Origin of the sequence: Nocardiopsis sp. NPDC049922 (genome assembly GCF_040660275.1) — a bacterium.
In the GTDB taxonomy this organism is placed as follows: domain Bacteria; phylum Actinomycetota; class Actinomycetes; order Streptosporangiales; family Streptosporangiaceae; genus Nocardiopsis.
In genome coordinates this window covers 1-18163 of record NZ_JBFAME010000013.1, presented here as the reverse complement: position 1 = coordinate 18163, position 18163 = coordinate 1, and the positions used below count along the sequence as shown (strand labels likewise).

The 18163-nt window shown below is 66.9% G+C and carries 14 protein-coding genes and 1 tRNA gene; 4 read left to right on the top strand and 11 right to left on the bottom strand.

The genetic code is table 11. The features are described 5' to 3' along the window. Positions 1–2: 2 nt before the first annotated feature. Positions 3–974, bottom strand: coding sequence for a PA domain-containing protein (locus AB0I72_RS21750; protein WP_358571565.1), 972 nt, complete (start codon positions 972–974; stop codon positions 3–5). A 264-nt stretch (positions 975–1238) separates the two neighbouring features. Here AB0I72_RS21750 and AB0I72_RS21745 point away from each other — a divergent pair, with 264 nt between their 5' ends. The 3 genes from AB0I72_RS21745 to AB0I72_RS21735 all read left to right on the top strand — a co-directional run bounded on the left by AB0I72_RS21745 (position 1239) and on the right by AB0I72_RS21735 (position 4702). Next, a complete protein-coding gene (locus tag AB0I72_RS21745; RefSeq protein WP_358571563.1) occupies positions 1239–1766 on the top strand; it encodes a SigE family RNA polymerase sigma factor in 528 nt (175 codons plus the stop codon). 70 nt (positions 1767–1836) lie between these two features. Then, positions 1837–1925, top strand: a tRNA-Ser gene (locus AB0I72_RS21740). A gap of 1475 nt (positions 1926–3400) precedes the next feature. Further along, the gene (locus tag AB0I72_RS21735; protein ID WP_358571561.1) at positions 3401–4702 is read left to right on the top strand and encodes a tyrosine-type recombinase/integrase; all 1302 of its coding nucleotides are present in this window, start codon (positions 3401–3403) and stop codon (positions 4700–4702) included. Positions 4703–5094: 392 nt separating this feature from the next. Here AB0I72_RS21735 and AB0I72_RS21730 read toward each other — a convergent pair whose 3' ends face one another. Both AB0I72_RS21730 and AB0I72_RS21725 read right to left on the bottom strand, forming a co-directional pair. Beyond that, on the bottom strand, positions 5095–5367 hold the full coding sequence (locus AB0I72_RS21730) for an AbrB/MazE/SpoVT family DNA-binding domain-containing protein (RefSeq protein WP_358571761.1): 273 nt from the start codon (positions 5365–5367) through the stop codon (positions 5095–5097). Between the two features lie 268 nt (positions 5368–5635). After that, on the bottom strand, positions 5636–5797 hold the full coding sequence (locus tag AB0I72_RS21725; RefSeq protein WP_358571559.1) for a hypothetical protein: 162 nt from the start codon (positions 5795–5797) through the stop codon (positions 5636–5638). Between the two features lie 137 nt (positions 5798–5934). On the opposite strand from AB0I72_RS21725, the gene AB0I72_RS21720 reads away from it, so the two are divergent. Then, the gene (locus AB0I72_RS21720) at positions 5935–6099 is read left to right on the top strand and encodes a hypothetical protein (RefSeq protein WP_358571557.1); all 165 of its coding nucleotides are present in this window, start codon (positions 5935–5937) and stop codon (positions 6097–6099) included. Between the two features lie 80 nt (positions 6100–6179). On the opposite strand, the gene AB0I72_RS21715 is transcribed toward AB0I72_RS21720, so the two are convergent. The 8 genes from AB0I72_RS21715 to AB0I72_RS21680 form a co-directional block, all read right to left on the bottom strand. Then, complete coding sequence (locus tag AB0I72_RS21715; protein WP_358571555.1) at positions 6180–6890, bottom strand: alpha/beta fold hydrolase; 711 nt, start codon at positions 6888–6890, stop codon at positions 6180–6182. Positions 6891–6923: 33 nt separating this feature from the next. After that, positions 6924–7697: a class I SAM-dependent methyltransferase gene (locus AB0I72_RS21710; protein WP_358571553.1), complete on the bottom strand. Its 774-nt coding sequence runs from the start codon at positions 7695–7697 to the stop codon at positions 6924–6926. Between the two features lie 10 nt (positions 7698–7707). Continuing rightward, complete coding sequence (locus tag AB0I72_RS21705) at positions 7708–8970, bottom strand: MFS transporter (RefSeq protein WP_358571551.1); 1263 nt, start codon at positions 8968–8970, stop codon at positions 7708–7710. Positions 8971–8996: 26 nt separating this feature from the next. After that, on the bottom strand, positions 8997–10817 hold the full coding sequence (asnB, locus tag AB0I72_RS21700) for an asparagine synthase (glutamine-hydrolyzing) (protein WP_358571549.1): 1821 nt from the start codon (positions 10815–10817) through the stop codon (positions 8997–8999). Beyond that, positions 10817–11932, bottom strand: coding sequence for a GNAT family N-acetyltransferase (locus AB0I72_RS21695; protein ID WP_358571547.1), 1116 nt, complete (start codon positions 11930–11932; stop codon positions 10817–10819). Before AB0I72_RS21695 ends, asnB begins: the two co-directional genes overlap by 1 nt. A 56-nt stretch (positions 11933–11988) precedes the next feature. Next, positions 11989–12408 carry an aspartate 1-decarboxylase gene (gene panD / locus AB0I72_RS21690; RefSeq protein WP_358571545.1) on the bottom strand — a complete coding sequence of 140 codons (420 nt, stop codon included), beginning with the start codon at positions 12406–12408 and terminating at the stop codon, positions 11989–11991. Next, positions 12408–17381: an amino acid adenylation domain-containing protein gene (locus tag AB0I72_RS21685; protein WP_358571543.1), complete on the bottom strand. Its 4974-nt coding sequence runs from the start codon at positions 17379–17381 to the stop codon at positions 12408–12410. The genes panD and AB0I72_RS21685 overlap by 1 nt, the downstream gene beginning before the upstream one ends. Beyond that, positions 17378–18163 (bottom strand): condensation domain-containing protein (locus AB0I72_RS21680; protein ID WP_358571541.1); only part of this gene is annotated, 786 nt, incomplete at its 5' end. The genes AB0I72_RS21685 and AB0I72_RS21680, both read right to left, overlap by 4 nt.

Genomic DNA, 18163 nt, shown 5'->3' with positions numbered 1-18163 from the left:
GGTCATCCCTCCCCCTGGGCGACGGTCATGGTCGCGTTGAAGCAGCCGTCCTCCAGTCGCCCGCCGAGGGCGACGAACGCGGTCATGGTGAGGGACGCGATCCGGCCCGCGCTCTGCCCCCCGCAGGTGGGGCACAGGTCGCAGATCCAGCTGTCGGCGGCGGCGCAGTCGACCACGGGCACCACGGTGGTGTCGCGCGTGCAGTCGTTGCGCAACCGCAGCGTGGCGCCGGTCGACAGGAGCGGCAGGGGCACGCAGGGCGTCCGCCGGTCGCACCCGCCGTGGTGCCCCACCGGGTCGATCGCCGGATAGGCGGCGGCGTTGGCGAGGGCGCGGGGGTCCAGGTGGGTGGAGCGGCCGAGGACGGGGTCGTACCAGGTGGCGATCCCGCTGACGGTGCCGGTGTACCCGCGCGTGGGCGGGCGGTGCGGGGTCGCGTGGAGCGGGTACGGGGGCTGCGTCGTGGCGGGTCGCGTCACCCGGATCGTTCCGTCGTGCCACACGCCGACGGCGTCGAAGACGTAGCCGGGCTCCAGGCGGGGGTGGCGGACGCCGATCCGCCCGGAGACGCGGTAGGGGATGACGACGGGCACGCGCGGGCGCCCGTGGCCCGGATCGATCTCCAGTTCCTCGCCGTCGCTCCCGACGATGACACCGGTCGCGCGGGCGGCCTGGGCCCAGACGCGTTCGGCGACCAGGCGGCCGTCGTGGGAGCAGAGGACGACCGCGTCGTCGCCCGGGCGCAGGTCGGTGGGCTCGGCCTCGTCGCCCCTCCAGAACGTGGTCACCCGCTCGAAGAGGAAGCGCTCCTCGCCGCGGGTCGTGGCCAGGCAGAGCATGTACGAGGTGGCGTCGACGACCACGCCCCGCGCCACGCGGTCGCTGAGCGGCAGGGGCTCGGGGACGGTGTCGGGGCCGAGGACCGCCGCGGTGAACCGTCTGCGGTCACGCCCCCTTCCAGCCATCACTGACATGTCGTCCGCGCCCCCTTGTCACCCGACTCGTCACTCCGTGCCCATTGTCCTGCTCGGCGTCCCGCCCGGGCGTTCACACGCCGAACCGCACCGGTTCGTGCCGGTGACATGTCCCAGGCATTGCCCAGCGACGGCACGGAACCCCGTTCGCCCCATACGCGCGGTTTGTCAGCGCGTGGGGCGGAAGTGCCTGAATATTGGCGTTCGCTGTGTGAGAGTGAGAGGAAGAAAAGTGACCGAGCTCACGAGTGCGCCTGAAAGTCGGTGGTCGGTGTGGGGGGGACGACCCAGACGCCCCGGTACGACGAGTTCAGCCGCTACGTGGAGGAGCGCGGTCCGACGCTGCTGCGGATGGCGCGGTCGCTGACCAACAGCCACGCCGACGCCGAGGACCTGCTGCAGGCGGCGCTGGTCAAGACCTTCCTCGCCTGGGACCGCATCGCCAACCCGAGGGCCCGCGACGGATACGTGCGCAGGGCGATGGTCAACACGCAGATCTCCGAGTGGCGCCGCAGCCACCTGGACGTCTACCCCACCGACGACATCCCCGAGCAGCGGGTCGACGACCCGACGTGGCGCAGCGACCTCGCCGACGTCGTGGAGCGGGCGATCGAGAAACTGCCCGACCGGCAGCGCACGACGGTGGTGCTCCGGTACTACGACGACCTCACCGAGGCGCAGATCGCCGAGCGGATGGGCGTGACGTTGGGCACGGTCAAGAGCACGCTGTCCCGCGCGGTGGAGAAGCTGAGGCGCGACGCCGACCTGATCATCGAGCGCACGATCGGCTGACGGGGCCCGGGGGGGAGACCGGTCTCGTTTTGCGCAACGCCCCGTGGGGTCTGTACCCTTGTCACAGCCAGGAGGATTCGCCTAGTCAGGTCTATGGCGCCGCACTGCTAATGCGGTTAGGTGGCAACGCCTTCCGGGGTTCAAATCCCCGATCCTCCGCGCTCCGGCCTGGGGCTTCTCGCATCGCGGAAGCGAGAGAAGCCCCAGGCCTCTTCATGTTCAGGGGTCGCCTCGGGGCCAGCAGGCACCACATCCGTGCCTGCCGAGCCGCCGTCGCAGGCGCTACGCCGCCAGACTGCAGGCAGCACCCCGGCCGCCGTCGACACAGTCCCCAACCTGAGCACCCCAGCCTCGGCACCGCCGAGGGCGCCCTTTCCCGAGAGCTCCTTCGCACCCCGACGGGCGTGACCAAGCCGCCAGACGAGCCCGAGCCGATGACTCTGAGTAGCCAGTTATCGCCGCGTCGAGTTGCCCCGATTCGGACCGCCCTCTCCGCTCCAAGCGCTCACGGCGAGCCACGATCGCGTCGACCGTCTCGCGTTCCTGCGTGCCGTACCGGGCATCGATCATCGCGGCCAGGACCTCCCTCCCTGTCGCCTCTGGCTGCTCGACAAGGGCGCGAACCGCCACCTCGATGTCCTGGGAGTAGTTCCTCCTGATCATCGACTTCACATGGGCGAGCCGCTCCGCGTACGCGTCTTCACCCTCGCCCCAGCGTTTGGCGACCGGGTACCGGGCCTCGTGCGCGTCTTGCTCCGCTTGGGCGGACGCCGCCCGTTCCGCTTCCACTGGAGCGTGCTCGGCCTTCATACGCTCACATTGTGAGCACCATGATTCAGGACGCTCAGCGGTCGAGGCGCTACCATTCCACGTCACACCGTCGGCGAAAACATCGTGATCCACGCAGTGCAGAATCACATCCGCCCGACCGCCATCCACCTTGGACGGCAGGTCGACACCGAGATACGGTGACACACACGGATCATGGAGGGGGATTTTCCCAAAAGAGAAATCCACCCTCCTGACCACCACGCTCGGAGCGCCATGGCGCCAATCACCGAGCGGAACACGATGTTGCTTGAATTTCGCCACTCCGCCATCACCTCGACGTCAACTTGGGAGCCGTCCGTGGAAGCAGCGGAAGGAATTCCGCCGAAGCAGCTCTGATCGGACCACCCATCCTTCCAGAAGCCCCAGACAGAACAACCGGTTCAACCACGCTCGGATCCCGCCAGCACCACCTGCGCACGGGGCTCACGCCGACCGACAGCCGGCCTTCGGCCCAGGCCGGCATGCGCGTGCGACGCGGACCGACCCCAGCCCAGGACCCAGCCGCCCCGCAGAGATCCCATGTGATTCACATCCCCGAAAGACAGCGAACCCGAGGACACCATTACCAGAAAAGCAAAACCGCTTCCTTTCAACCTCCCATCCGGAAAGGCATTCCCCTGAGGCCGGAGCAGAAGAGGCGCCCCAACACCGACAACACAGACCATACAGACAAGCAAGCCAATTCATCACATAGTCACATAAATTAGAAGCCGGGGATTCCGAATGAGAATCTTGGGGAACATCTGCAAACGTCACTCCCAACCCCCACCCAGGAGGTTGACATCAACGGCCACATCAGTCAGTTGTGTTGGTGCCGCAACCCCGAGACGAAGCGACCGTACCCCAAAAAGGCATGCCCCAAGTTCAAGAAGCCAGGGCACGCGAAATGGTACGCGCGCTTCGATGTTCCCACCGCAGACGGAAAGCGACGACAGGTGAGGATCGGACCGTTCCGCACACGCGCGGAAGCCCAGGAGACCCTCCGCCACGAAATCTCCCGTATCAGCTACGGCGGCGTCCCCTCCGCGCACAAGATCACGGTGGAGTCGCACTTCAACGACTGGCTCGCCCGGCAGCGTCCGCGGCTCGCCGTGTCGACGTTCGCTGACTACGAGCGTGTCATCCGCAACATCGTCCAACCGACGTTGGGCCAGGTGAAGCTCGTCAGGCTGACGACCCACCACCTGCGCTGCCTGTACGCGGCACTCGGTGCGGACGGCATCGAGTCCAACTCCTCGGTCGCCCTCATGGCGGAGCGCCTGGCTCCTTCGAAGACGGGCCCCGACGCGCCAAAGCGCAAAGGGACATGGAAGTACCCGCTGAGCGCGAAGCGCATCAGGAAAGTGCATTCCATCATCAGCTCCGGACTCACACACGCATGCAAGACCGGGCTGATAGCCCACAACCCGGCCTGGAACGCCGGCCTGCCGAAGATGGTCGAGGAGCCGGCACTCGTGTGGACCGAGCCCAGGGTCACCCACTGGCGCGAAACCGGAAGGAAACCGGCCACCGTCATGGTGTGGACCCCCGAGCAATGCGGCCAGTTCCTCGACTACCTGCAAGAGACCCGCGACCGCCATTACGCCCTGTTCCAGCTGGCGATGACGCGCGGCCCACGCTGCAACGAGCTGACGAACCTGCTCTGGCGGGACCTCGATCTCAGCAAGCCGGGCATCATCACCATCCGCGGTACGAAGACACCGCGCAGCTACCGGACCTTCCACCTGGGCCAGGGGAACGTCGCCGCGCTACGCCGCTGGTACCGGGTACAGGAACAGGAACGCTGGGAAGCCGGACTGCAGTGGACGCACAGCGGCCACGTCTTCACCAACCCTCGGGGCGAACCGGTGACGCGCAACGCCCTGTGGCACCGCTTCACACGGCTCACAGCCGCAGCGGACGTGCCACCGATCCGGCTCCACGACCTGCGGCACTGCGCCGCGAGTCTCGGCCTGACCGCGGGCACCGACCTCAAGGTCATCTCTGAGACGCTCGGCCACCGCCACCACTCGTTCACCGCCGACACCTACACGAACGTGATGCCCAAGAGCGACCGGGAGGCCGCCGACGCGGTCTTCGACATCATCCCCCGCAGAGCGGCCTGACCTCTCGGGCGGGAGCATCGCTGCCTCACGAGGCGCCCTGGCAGCCGCATGTCCCCTCTCCGGGGAGGGGACACCGTGCGTTGTGTGGTGTGCTCAGGGCGGGCCGGGGTTGAAGATGGCGTGTGTGCCCACCCGACGCCAGATGACATGCGGCTTACCCGGGTACCGTTCCTGGCCGTACTCCCACGTGGCGCGCCCATCAGGTGCCCAGGTCATTTCGTAGACCCCCGGGGCTCCCTGTACGCCCTTGACGCGCAGGCCCGGTCGAAACTGCCCCTTCTCCACGTCGGGTGCGAACTCGGTGGTGACCACCCGCCGGAAGCGCTCCGCCTGCTCACAGGTCAGCAAGTCGGCCTGGAAGCGGGGGGTGGTGGCGAACGTGGCCAGTGCTCTCAGCGCTCCTCGTCGGGTTCCAGAGCATCGAACATCGACTCCGCGTCCTCGAACTCCTCGGTCCGGCCCTCGGCGATCTGCTCGCTGGCCTCCCGCTCACCCCGCTGCCACTCGGGGTCCCAGAACCACGCCTGGTCGGCGGGGACCGACGTCATACCCCTCAGCGTGACCTGACCGCTCTCCGTGATGTCGAACTCGACCTCGTCGCCCTCACGGATGTGCAGCGCCTCGGCGACCTCGCGGGGCAGGGTGACCTGGTTCTTACGACGCATCACCGCACGTCGACGTCTTGCCTTCGTCTCGTTCATGGTCAGCAGCCTTGGGTCGTGCTCCGGCTTCCCTCCGGGGCACGGTTCCAGGATGACTCTAAGGGCCGGAAAGTTTAACTTTCCTACTAGCGACCTGTAGATCAAGCGGTCTCGCACAGGGCTCGCTGTCCTGCGCGAGACCGACTGCGGAACGCTCACGGGTCCGTTTCGCGTGGTGGGCCAGCATCCGCTGCAGGTGAAACGATCGAGTTCAAGAATCCCTCGCTGGTGATCAGATCACCGCTTCGGCCAGCCGTGGCCGGATTGCGTACTCGATTTGCTTCAACCGCTGCGCTTTGAAGTAGGCGTTAACGTCCTCTTGAGAACGGCGGTGCGCCTCCATGAGCTCGTTCATGAAGTCCCGGTGGGTGGACTGCCACAGCGCGAGCGCCAAGTCAATCCTCACCTTCTTCGTGAAGGGCCTACATGACCGAAGGCGCTCGCGAGCCTCCAGATTCCCTCTCTTCCGGTCTCGGGTGAAACATCCACGTCTGTCTGACTAGACAGGCAAAGGAGAATAGGAGCATCCACATGACCAGTAAGAACACCAACCCCGCAGTCAAACCCAAACGCCGCACCTTCACCACCGCCTACAAGCTGGACATCGTCACCGCAGACGACGCCTGCACAAGTGGCACCAAACGCGGCATCCTACTACGTCGCGAAGGCCTCCACCACTCCCACATCGCCGAGTGACGCACCACTTGAAAGGCGACCCAGTGCTGGATGCGGTCCTTGTGTTAGGTGGCACCCAAGAACAACATGAGGGAAGACGGTCAGTGCAGGAACCCGGTAAGCTCCTCGGCCAGTTCGTCGGGGTTGGTCAGATAGAAGTAGTGCCCGCCCGGGACGAGGCCAACCCGAAATGACGACTTAGTATGACTGCGCCAGTACTCCATATCCTCCACATCCAACTCCGGGTCTTCGATCCCGTGCAGGGCGCTGATCGGCAGGGGAAGCGGACCTCGGGGACTGTGGACGTAGCCGAGACCGAGCTCGTTATCCCGGCGGATCTGGCGGATCATGAGAGTCCTGATCGGAGTAGGCAACTCTCGCACGTCCGTTCCCGGTGGCCAACTGGCCCCGAGACGGTCGAGGATCTCCTCGTCAGTCCTGGTTCCCAAGGGTTCGAAGGAGGGAGCGGTGTCAGGAGGGCGCCGTCCCGAGACGACGAGTGCACGCGGCCCCGGCAAGCCGCGTTCGAGGATCTGCCAAACCAGTTCCAGGCCAATGATGGTGCCGAAGCAGGTCGCGAAGACGACGTAGGGCCGGGAGGCGATCCTCGGCTCCAGCTCTGCGGTGATCTCAGCGGCCAAATCCGCCACGGTCAGGCCCGCGGGCGCACGTGTCCTACGCCCCCGCCCCGGCAAGTCGGGAACCGCCAGACCGATGCCGGCGGGTATTGCCTTCCGGAGCGCGGCGAACACCCCGGCACCGCCACCTCCCGCAGGGAAGGCGACAACGGTCGCCTCCTCGTTCCGTTTCATCACCCCTCCCTGAATAGCCGAAACGGCGGTTCCTCAACCCTCAGCTCTCGCAACCAGGATGAGCTGGTCGGACGTGGGGCCGAAAGGTCGGCCGTCATACGTTCCGTAGACGTGTTCCAGGCACAGGCCCGATTCGCGGACGAACCGTTGCAGCTCCGCCGGGTGGCGGTAGTACAGCGTCTGCGAGGAGTGCCGCCGTTCGAGGACCAACCCGTCCTCGTCAAGGATCTCGGTGATCCTCCTACGCGTGGCCACCTGCGTCACCTCGGTAACGGAGGTGTAGTCCCAGATGGCCACCCGCTGGCCGGTACGCGGGTGACGGACCTCGCCGACGAACCTCAGCCTGTTCTGCATCTCGGCCATCGCCTCGTGTCTGAGCACCGGGACACTTGTCGCCCATCGGCCGCCGGGAGCAAGGTGTGCCCGGACCGTCCGTAGCGCCGCCCGCAGCCGCTCATCGGTGTCCAGGAAGAACAGCGGCTGTCCGGCCATGATGACGAGGGGGAAGGTCCGGTCGAACCGGACAGTGCACATGTCGCCCTGGAGGAGCGTCACCGCGTCCTCCAAGCCCTCGGACCGGCTTTTGTCCCACCCTCGTTCCAACATCTCGGGTGAGAGGTCGACTCCGACGGCCTCGCCCGTCGCACGGGCGCAAGGCAGGGTGACCCTGCCGGTCCCGCAGGCCAGATCGAGGACCGGACCACCGGTCTGCTCGGCGAGCCCAAGGTAGAAGGACACGTCGGGTTGGGCCTTGCGGAAGGGGAGTTCATCGTAAAGTTCCGCCTCCAAGGCGAACGTACCGGTCATTTTCCCTTTCCTATCCATGGGTGGGCATCTCCCGCAGCCGCCGCAGCGGCGACAAGACACACAACACGAAAGCACTCATCGAACCGACGGCCCCAATGAGAATGGTGGCGCGCAGTCCGACCACCTCACCGAGCAGGCCACCCGTGAACACTCCCACCGCGACCAGTCCTGATCCCAGAAAGCGGTAGGTCGCGTTCACCCTGGCCAAGACCTCTCTAGGCGTGTGGGCCTGCCGGACACTGGTCATCAGGATGCCGCCGATGGTCCAGCCGTACCCGGCGACCGCAAAGGCTGTGATCAGCCAGGGCACGGCCACTGCGGTCCGCTCCGGGGTGAACCCGACCAGCACGAACGGAACCGACGCGACCACCGTGGACAGGACGATGACCCGGCCGGGACCGAGCCGGTCACTCAACCTGGCCACCGTGACCGAGCCCAGCACCCCTCCGGCCGCGGCCGCCGACACGACCCCTCCCATGAGGCCAGCGCTGAAACCCAGGTCCCGAACGGCGAACAGCGGCAGCATCGCCACCACCCACTGGCTGAACATGTTGAACAGAGCCCCGATGCCGACCAGTGACCGCAGCAGCGGGTCACGGAACGACACCGCTAGACCCTCTCGGACAGCGCCGAGACTGCCGAACCTCCGGTCGGGAGCGGTGTCGATCCGCTCGTCGATTCGCGTGGTGGACAGGCAGACCGCTGAGACGAGGAAGGCGACGGCCTGCACGAGCAGGGTGAGGGGGGCTGTCACCCACTGGACGAGTAACCCGCCCAGCCCCGGACCGCCCACCTGGGCGACCGAACCGGATGCCTGGAGCCAGCCGTTGGCCCTCACGAGCTGTTCCCGGGGAACGGCGCTGACCAGCACCGTGGGAGAGGAGATGTCGAAGAGCACGGTCATCACGCCGAGCAGGAACACGACACCAACCAGCGCGGGCAGGGTCAGCAGCCCAGTCACGGCCAGCGCCACCGTACCGACCAGCAGCACCGCTCGCAGCAGGTCCGTCACGATCATGATGGGGATACGACGGCGCCGTTCCACCCAGGCTCCGGCCCACAAGGCCAGCAGGACGAACGGTAACCAGCGGGCGGCATTGACCATCCCGAGATCGGCGGCGCTGGCCTGAAGGACCAGGATCGCCATCAGCGGCAACGCCATCTCACTGATCTCGAAGCCGATCAACGCCACGGACTGACCGCCCCAGATCTTCAGGAAGTCGCCCTGCCGACTCAGTGGCGGATGATCCGCTCCGAGGACCTTGTCCTGCATGTCACCCCAGTTTCCAGGAGAGGTTGTCAAGCGGTGAGCGTGACGTCGTAGGTACGGAGCCAGCGGTCGACCTCGATGAGCGGCAGGAGGAGGTGGAGGTTGTCGGCCATGGTCATCATCTCCGTCCGACCGTCCGCGAACTCCCGGACCCTGTCACGGTCGAGCAAGCCGTCGAGTGGGGAGGAGCCGTTCTTCAGGAGCGTGTCCAGGGCCCCGCGTACTGCCCGCGCGTGCGCGGAGGAGAAGGTCGCCGGGTAACCACTCTTCCTTCGGTTCAGGAGTTGGCGCGGCAGCAGGTCACCGACAGCGGAGCGCAGGAGACTCTTCTCCCGCCCGTCCGCGACCTTCATCTTCCACGGGACGTTCCACATGTACTCCACCAACGTGTGATCGCAGAACGGAACCCGGACCTCCAGTCCCAGGGCCATACTCATCCGGTCCTTGCGGTCGAGCAGGTACAGCAGAGGTCCCTGCATGCTCAGGTAGAGCACCTCACGCATGCGGGCTTGCAGGCCGGTCTCACCCGTCAGGCGGGGTACACGCGCCTTCAGGGTGAGGTAGCGGTCCTTCTCGTCCTCCTCCGGGCGGACACGCGCCCTGACGTCGGGGGCCAGGCAGTCGGTCAGCCTCGGTGCGTTGCCGAGCCAGGGAAAGGTGTCTCCGAAGACCGTCGCGTGATCGAAGAACCAGGGGTAGCCGCCGAACACCTCGTCTCCGGCCTCCCCGGACAGCGCCACCGTCGACCGCTCGCGGATCCGCTGGAAGAGCAGGTACATGGAGGTGTCGAACTGGCCGAGGCTCGGCATGTCGCGCGCGGCCAGCGTGGTTGGGACGATCTCGGCGAGTGCGGCCGGATCGAGGATGACCTGCGTGTGATCGACGCCCAGGTGGCGAGCGGCCGCGAGAGCGAAGGGGGTGTCGCGCTCCGGGCGCAGCGTGGTTCCGCGGAAGTCGGCGTCAGCGCCCTCGAAGTCGACGGAGTAGGAGCGCAGCCCCTCCGGCCGGTGGATCGAGGCGAGCGCGGTGATGGCACTGGAGTCCAGCCCGCCCGACAGCAGTGTGCACAACGGCACGTCCGCGACGAGTTGGTGCACCACGGTGTCTTCGAGGATCTCCCGGACTCTCCGCACAGTCGTGGCGTGGTCGTCGTGGTGCTCCCGACTGACCAGCCGCCAGTACGGCGTCTCATGGACGCCCGAGCGGTCGATCCGTACCAGGTGACCGGGCTGCACCTGCCTCATGCCCGTGAAGGGCGTCTCCCACGGCATGGCCAGGCGCGGGTTGAACAGAATCGGCAGTTTCCGCTCACTGGTCCGCGCCGTGAACAACGGGTTCGCCAGGATCGCCTTGGGCTCCGAGCCGAACAGCAGCCCTTCGGAGTAGGGGTGGTAATACAGCGGTTTGATCCCAAGTCTGTCCCGTACGAGGAGCAGTTCCTCACGCCAGGCGTCCCAGATGGCGAAGGCGTACATCCCCGAGAGCCGGTCAACGAACGCCGCCCCCCACTCCAGATAGGCGTGCAGGACGACCTCGGTGTCCGACGAGGTGTGGAAGTGGTGGCCTAACCCGGCCAACTGGGTGCGCAACTCGCGGAAGTTGTAAAGCTCACCGCTGTAGGTCAGGACGACCGGCGCGTCCAGGCCACGTCTGCGGGCCCGCATGGGCTGTGCTCCCCCCTCAGGGTCGACGACCGCGAGGCGGCGGTGCCCGAGGGCGACGTGTGAGCTGAGCCAGATGCCCTCCGCGTCCGGACCGCGCCGGTGCAGTGACCTGGTCATGGCCTCCACCGTAGGGCGTTCGAGTTCGAGGTCTCGGGAAAAGTCGATCCAGCCGGTGATGCCACACATCACGGACCCCCTTCGTGAAAATCGTTGGTCTGAATGACGGTCTTCCAGCGCGATGGAGGAGTCACTGGCCCCGCAGGCAGCCCCGCGAGGAAGCCGTCCAGATCGACAAGCCGATACCGTTCCACGCCGGGACTCCGCCAACGCAGGTCGAGCCGTGGTGAGCGGTCCACGTCATGGAAATAGACGGCTTCGAGGTCGCCGTTCTCGGTGAACGCCAGGACGGGGTTGGCCACGAGGAAGTCGCGGACTGCGTCGTTGTCACGACACACCCGCAGGAGCAACCGCTTGTCGCGGAAATGGTTGGCCGGAAGCGTGACCTCCGGATGCATCTTGCGTTTGAACTGGAACGTCCCCTTGCTGAGGAACGGCTCGCCGCCGGACAGATCCACCCGGGTGAAGCGGTGCTCAGCGGCCCACTGGAGGATCATGATGAAGAGCGCCATGTACGTGCCGGACTGGTAGGCGTTCTCGTCCCCGCCGTCAACCCCCGCGAGCCGAACGGTCAGGGTGCGTCCCTCCAGTCGGCAAAGCATCCCGGCCACCCGTCGACCCGACTCACACAGGAAGAACAACCGACCCCGCCGGAGGATGCAGGCCCGAGCGCTCTCCCTGGGTTCGGATCGCGCGGCCTCACCGTGTCGGCGGTCCATCGTCGGCTGGTGCATGTTGTCGTAGAATCCGTCGAAATCGGCGTCCTCGGCGGTGACCTCGAGACTGCGTGCCCGGGACCGGAGCTCCCGGTTGTGCTGTTGGCGGGCTTTGCGGGAGACCCTGCGGAGCACCTCCGCGGGGTCGGATCCCACCTCCACCGTCAGCGAGACCCGGAACGGCAGCAGCAGAGCGTGGCTGGGGGGCACAACGGGAACCCGTGGCCCCGGATAGCCGACGGCGAGGATGTCCGCCCCGGGGGCGGCCGATCCACGGGTCAACTCGGCCCAGGAGGTGTGGTGCTCGTAACGCCGTGAGGGCAGCCCCCGGCGCTGTTCGAGGAACGGCAGCACATAGGTGAGCCCTTCCGACAGCCCTCCGTAGGCGAGTACCGGGTCACCGGTCACCGGGACCGAATACGTCACACGTGGACGGAACGAGGCGGCGGTGTCGGCCCACTCGCGCACGCGAAGAATCCACGGGTCACCGCTGTTGTGCCAGGCGTACCGCCAACTCCATGAGATCACCCGGTCTCCACGACGTTCCCGGGCACCAGGCCGGAACCCTCAGGTGCTCCGGACAACGCGGAGTCCAGGTCGACGATCCGGTTCTCGCCGTCCACGAAGACGACCCTCGGCTCCAGCTCCCGGGCTTGGGCGTCATCCACGGTGGCGTAGCCGATGATGATCACCAGGTCGCCCTTCTGGACCAGCCGGGCCGCCGCGCCGTTGACGCCGATGATCCCGCTACCGCGGGGCCCCTCGATGACATAGGTCTCCAGGCGGCTGCCGTTGTCGATGTCCACCACGTGGACCAGTTCGCCCGGAAGAAGGTCGGCTTCCTCCATGAGATCGGCATCGATGGTGAGCGAACCCACGTAGTGCAGGTCGCATTGGGTGACCACTGCCCGATGGATCTTGGATTTCAGCATCGTGCGGTACATCAGTTCGTCCTCTCATGCGTCAACATGCGTCGCACTTCGTCGTCGGTCATCCGGAGGAACTCCAGCGCCGCCCCAGCACGCTCGTCCAGGTAACGCCGCGGGGCGAGCTTCGCCAACGCGGCCGCAACGCCGCGTGGCGCGGGGTCGAGGTAAAGGGTCCGCAGCGGCAGGGAGACGGCGAGGAGCTTGTTGATGCGTACCAGCAGCCTGGCGGCGAGAAGGGAGTGTCCCCCCAGAGCGAAGAAGCTGTCAGTGACACCCACCCGTGTCCCGAGCACCTCCGACCAGATCTCGACGAGCAACTCCTCGACGGCGTCGATGGGCGGCGTTGCGCCATCCGGTTCGACCCCCCGGCTGGATGGCGCGGGCAGCGCACGGGTGTCGATCTTTCCGTTCGCGGTCAGCGGCAGCGCGTCGAGTTCGACGAGGGCGGCGGGGATCATGTACTCGGGAAGCCAGTTCCGCAGGTTGAGCAGGATGTCGTCGACCGCCGCGCCGCCGTTCTCCGCCGTGAAGTAACACACGAGCCGCCTGTCGCCAGGGGTGTCCTCACGGACGACAGCCGCGCAACCGGCGATGCCGGGGATGTCCGTCAGGGCCGCCTGCACCTCACTGAGCTCGATACGGAAGCCGCGAATCTTGACCTGGTGGTCGCTGCGCCCCAGGAAGGCCAGTTCTCCGTCGGGCCGGAGGCGCACCTGGTCACCGGTGCGGTACAGGCGTTCGCCGACACGACCGCTCAGTGAGTCCGGGACGAACCTGTCAGCGGTCTGCTGAGGACGGCCGAGATAGCCCCGGGCGAGCGCCGACTCACCGACCAGCAGCTCACCGGGCACCCCCATGGGAACCGGACGCAGCGCCTCGTCCACCACGTACACCTGGTAACCGGGGAGCGGACGGCCGATGGTGGGCGACGTGTCGGAGGTGATCAGGCGACCCGTGGCGTTGTTGGTCTCGGTGGGCCCATAGACGTTGAAGGTGCGCCAAGGCCCGGTGCTCAGTTTTCGCCACAGGTCGTCCGAGATCGCCTCGCCGGCCACAATCACTCGCAGCGCACGTGGCACCCGGGCGAAAGCGTCGGCGTAGACGAGCAGCTCCGCGTGCGAGGGGGTGCAGTCGAGAATGTCGATGTCCTCGTCCGCCAGGAGATCGACGAAGCGGTCGGGATCCTGACGGACCTCGTCGGGGACGACGACCAAAGTGGCGCCACGGAACATCCAGCCGAACTGCTGCACGGATCCGTCGAAGAAGACCGGTGCGTTCAGCGTGACCCGGCGCGGCGGTTCGAGGTCCCGGCCCAGCAACCGTCCCAGCGCGAAGAACATGCGGGTGATCGGGCGGTGCGCCATCGCGACGCCCTTGGGCGTGCCGGTGGACCCAGAAGTGTAGATCACGTAGAGCAGACCGTCGACGGTGCACCGTCGGCCGGGACGTTCCGTCGAATACGCCCCGAGGGGATCGGCCGGTCCGTCGTCCAGACAGACCGCGGGCAGTGCCTCGGGCAGACGCCCGGCATGGCGGTACTGGGTCACAACCGCGACGGCGCCGGCGTCCTCCAGCATGAAGCCGAGCCGTGTGATCGGCTGCTCCGGGTCGAGTGGCAGGTAGGCGGCGCCCGCCTTGAGTGCGCCGAGGATCCCCACGAGCAGGTCCACCGACCTGTCGAGACAGAGCGCGACCACGGTCTCGGGGCCCGCCCCCCGCTCGACAAGCCACCAGGCGAGGCGGTTCGCCTGCTCTTCCAGCTCGCGGAAGGTCAGCGACCGTGGGCCGCACACCACCGCAACGTTGTCGGGTGTCCGGTCGACCTGCTGCTCGAAGAGCTCGTGCACACAGGTGTTCTCCGGCCAGTCCAGACCCTCGCCATTCCCGGTCACCAGGAGCTGTTCGCGCTCGGTGGGCGAAAGCATGTCCAGGCCGGACAAGGGGGTGTCGAGCCCGGTGGTCATCGCGTCGAGGAGACGCAGGTAGTGCCCGGCCATCCGGCGTATCGTCGCCGCGTCGAACAGGTCAGTGCAGTAGTTCAGGACCCCGCGAACCTGACCGTCCTTCTCCTTCAGGTCGAGGGTCAGGTCGAACCTGGCGGTGTCCACGGGGAAGTTGACGCTATCGAAGGTGATCCCTCCGCCCCGTGCCGAGGGGGCGGGCAGGCTCTCGAAGGCGAACATCGACTGGAACAGGGGTGTGTGGCTCAGGTCACGTTCCGGTTGCAGATCCTCCACGAGCCGGTCGAAGGGGAGGTCCTGATGTGTGTAGTCGTCCAGGGACCACTCCCTGACCCGGTCCAGGAACTCGCGCACCGTCGGGTCGCCGGACAGATCGGCTCTGAGCGCCAGTGTGTTGACGAAGAATCCGATGAGCGGTTCCAGCTCGGTACGGGTGCGTTGGGAGACCGGGGTTCCGACGACCACGTCGGTCTGGCCGGTGTAGCGGGACAACAGCAAGTGGAACCCGGCGAGCAGGACCATGAAGAGGGTGAGCCCCTGTCCGTGGCAGAGCTCTCTCAGTCGGGCCATCAGGTCGTCGGACAGGGTGATGTCCTCGTTGCCCCCGCGGAAGGACTGGATGGGGGGGCGCGGCCGATCCGTCGGGAGCAGGAGCAGCGGAGGTGCCTCCGCCAGGCGATCACGCCAGTATCCGACCTCTTGTCCGAGGGCTCCGGAATCCAGCCGCCTTCGTTCCCAGATGGCGTGGTCAGCGCATTGGATCCGAAGGCGGGGCGAAGGCGCGTCGGCGTCGTCGTACAAGGCCGCGAGTTCCTCGACGAGAATCCGCAGTGACCAGCTGTCGAAGACGATGTGATGGACGACGAACACCAGGATGTGTTCGTCGGCGTCCACACGCAGCAGCTCAGCACGTAGCAATGGCCCTCGGGCCAGGTCGAACGGAACGCGGACCATCGCGTCCACCCGTCGACGCAATCCGTCGGCGTCGAGGCCCCGAACGTTCGTGACGGGAAGCGGAACCTCGACCGTATCCCGCACCTCCTGGTACGGAGCTCCCTCGTTGGTGGTGAAGACGGTCCGCAGCACCTCGTGCCGCGCGACGACCCCGGACAGGGCGGCCCGCAGGGCCGCGACGTCCAGTGGCCCCCGGAGTTGGACGACGGCGGGCAGGTTGTAGGCGACGCTGTCAGGTCGCAGTTGTTCGAGAAACCATAGGCGCTCCTGTGCCGAGGTCAGAGGCACTGGTCCTTCGCCGTCTCCGGGGGGAACGGACGCCACCGCGGGGTTGTCACCGCCCGCGCGCACCACGGCCGCCAGGTCGGCGATACGGGAGTGTCGAAGGATCGTACGGGCTGTGGTCTCGACACCGAAGGTGTCACGGATGCACGCGGCCAGGCGCATCGCCAGGAGTGAGTGACCGCCGAGATCGAGGAACCCGTCGTCGACACCGACGTCCGGTACCTGGAGGACCTCGGCGACCAGCGCCACGATTTCGGCCTCGACCCGGTCCCGGGGAGCCGTTCCCGTGGTGAGCGTTGCTCCGTCGAGGTCGGGGAGGGCTCGATAGTCGATCTTGCCGATCCCCTCGATCCGCGGCAGGGCGTCCACCTCCACGACGGTCGCGGGCAGCATGTGATCGGGCAACCGGTTCGCGAGCGCGCCCCGAACCTCCTCAGGCGGCATCCGCAGCCCGTCCGAGGTGATATAGGCGACCAGGCGCTCCCGATGCGCGATGACCGCGGCCTCGGTGATGCCGGGCAGACGAGTCAGGGCATCCTCCACCTCGCCTGGCTCGACCCGCAATCCCCGAATCTTCACCTGCCGGTCGATCCGTCCCACGAACTCCAGGACACCGGCCTCACCCCGGCGGACCATGTCGCCCGTCCGGTACAGGCGGGCCCCCCACTCTCCACTGAACGGATCCGGGAGGAAGCGGTCGGCGGTGAGCCCGGGGCATCCCATGTACCCGCGAGCGACCCCGGCCCCGCCGATCAAGAGTTCTCCCTGTCCGCCGGGTGGCACCAGCTCCATGGTCTCGTCCACGACGTACGTGCGGACGTTCCGAATCGGCCCCCCGATGGGCACTGTCGCCGAGGGGCGAGCCCGGCCGAGAGCGAAGGATGTCGCGTTGACCGTGGTCTCCGTAGGCCCGTAGACGTTGTGGATCTCGACCTCGGGGAGAACCGCCCTGCACCGGTCGACGAGGTCGTCGCGCAAGACGTCCCCTCCACAGAGCATCCACCGGATCCGGGTGCCGTCGAAGACCCCCTCCGCGAGGAGCGCGGACAACACGGGAGGGGTGAAGGCGACCGCGTCGACCCGCTGTGCGACCAGCAGCTCCCGAAGACACCGGCCGTTGGAGGTGAAGTCGGGCGGCGCCATGATGACCGTGCCCCCGGTGGTCAGCGGTGCGTAGAAGTCCTCCGTGGCCGCGTCGAAGCCGATAGAAATCGCTTGCAGGAAACGCACCGGTCCGCCGCGCAGCACCGTGGAGGTCAACCATGTGACCTGGTTGACGATGGATCGATGCTCAACCATCACGCCCTTGGGTGCCCCGCTGGATCCGGAGGTGTAGATCACGTAGGCCAGGGACCCCGGCACGACCTCCGCGTTCCGACGGTCGATCGGTTCGCCGTCGATGCTGTGCCGGTCGCTGTCGAAGCACAGGACCTTCGGCGCGGTGAGCCCGTCTGCGTGACGCTGACGTGTCAGGACGAGTCGGGCACCGGCGTCGGCGAGCATGAGGTTGACCCGTTCCACCGGCGTCATCTCTGGGTCGATGGGGAGGTGGGCCCCACCCGCCTTGAGAATGCCAAGCATGCCCACCACGAGCTCGGTCGACCGCTCCAGGCACAGGCCGACCACGGTGTCGGGGCCGACCCCGTGCCGGGTAAGGAACCGGGCCAGACGGTTGGCCTCCCGCTCCAGGTCCTGGTAGGTCAGGGTGTCATCCCCCGCGACGACGGCCACAGCCTCCGGAGTCCGGTCGGCCTGCCGCTCAAACAGGGTGTGCAGGCACGCGTTCATCGGGAGCTTCCACTCAGACGGGAGATCGGGGTGTCCGGGTTGTTGACCATCTCCGTGACGATCCGGCGATAGTCCTCAAGGATCCGACACGCGGTGGCAGGCTCGAACAGGTCGGTGCAGTACTCCAAAGCGACGGAGACGTCGTCGTCGCGTTCCTTGACCAGCAGCGACAGATCGAACCGGGCCGCTCCCTGTTCGACGTCGAGGGGCTCGGCGGTCAGCCCTACCAGCTCCGGCTCGGTGTCGGGGGTATTGGCCAGCGCGAACATCACCTGAACGACCGGCGACCGGCTGAGATCGCGTTCCGGCCGCAGCGCCTTGACGAGTTCCGAATAGGGCAGGTCCTGGTTGGCGTAGGCCCCCAGAGCGGTCTCACGCACCCGGTCCAGAAGCTCGACGACCGTCGGATCACCGCCCACATCCGTCCGGAACACCAACGTGTTGACGAAGAAACCGATCAACGGCTCAACCTCGACCCGGTTCCGGTTCGCCACCGGCGTACCCACCACCACGTCCGACTGACCGCTGTAACGCGCCAACAACACCTTGAACGCCGCGAGCAGGACCATGAAAACGGTCACCTCCTCGCGCTCACACAACTTGTGGAGCCCTTCGAGAACCTCTCCCGGAACGACCGTCGCCTCGTGGGCGCCAAGATGTGACTGCACGGCGGGGCGGGGTCGGTCGGTCGGCAACTCCAACACCGGCGGAGCACCCGAAAGACGCTCCCTCCAATACGCCAACAACTCCTCCCGGACACCCCCCTCCAACCACTCACGCTG

What these genes read in the sequence shown, in the direction of transcription:
- AB0I72_RS21750 (WP_358571565.1), bottom strand. Translation starts at nt 974, where the DNA reads ATGTCAGTGATGGCTGGAAGGGGGCGTGACCGCAGACGGTTCACCGCG.
- AB0I72_RS21730 (WP_358571761.1), bottom strand. Translation starts at nt 5,367, where the DNA reads ATGCGTCGTAAGAACCAGGTCACCCTGCCCCGCGAGGTCGCCGAGGCG.
- AB0I72_RS21720 (WP_358571557.1), top strand. Translation starts at nt 5,935, where the DNA reads ATGACCAGTAAGAACACCAACCCCGCAGTCAAACCCAAACGCCGCACC.
- AB0I72_RS21715 (WP_358571555.1), bottom strand. Translation starts at nt 6,890, where the DNA reads ATGAAACGGAACGAGGAGGCGACCGTTGTCGCCTTCCCTGCGGGAGGT.
- AB0I72_RS21710 (WP_358571553.1), bottom strand. Translation starts at nt 7,697, where the DNA reads ATGACCGGTACGTTCGCCTTGGAGGCGGAACTTTACGATGAACTCCCC.
- AB0I72_RS21705 (WP_358571551.1), bottom strand. Translation starts at nt 8,970, where the DNA reads ATGCAGGACAAGGTCCTCGGAGCGGATCATCCGCCACTGAGTCGGCAG.
- asnB (WP_358571549.1), bottom strand. Translation starts at nt 10,817, where the DNA reads ATGTGTGGCATCACCGGCTGGATCGACTTTTCCCGAGACCTCGAACTC.
- panD (WP_358571545.1), bottom strand. Translation starts at nt 12,408, where the DNA reads ATGTACCGCACGATGCTGAAATCCAAGATCCATCGGGCAGTGGTCACC.
- AB0I72_RS21685 (WP_358571543.1), bottom strand. Translation starts at nt 17,381, where the DNA reads ATGAACGCGTGCCTGCACACCCTGTTTGAGCGGCAGGCCGACCGGACT.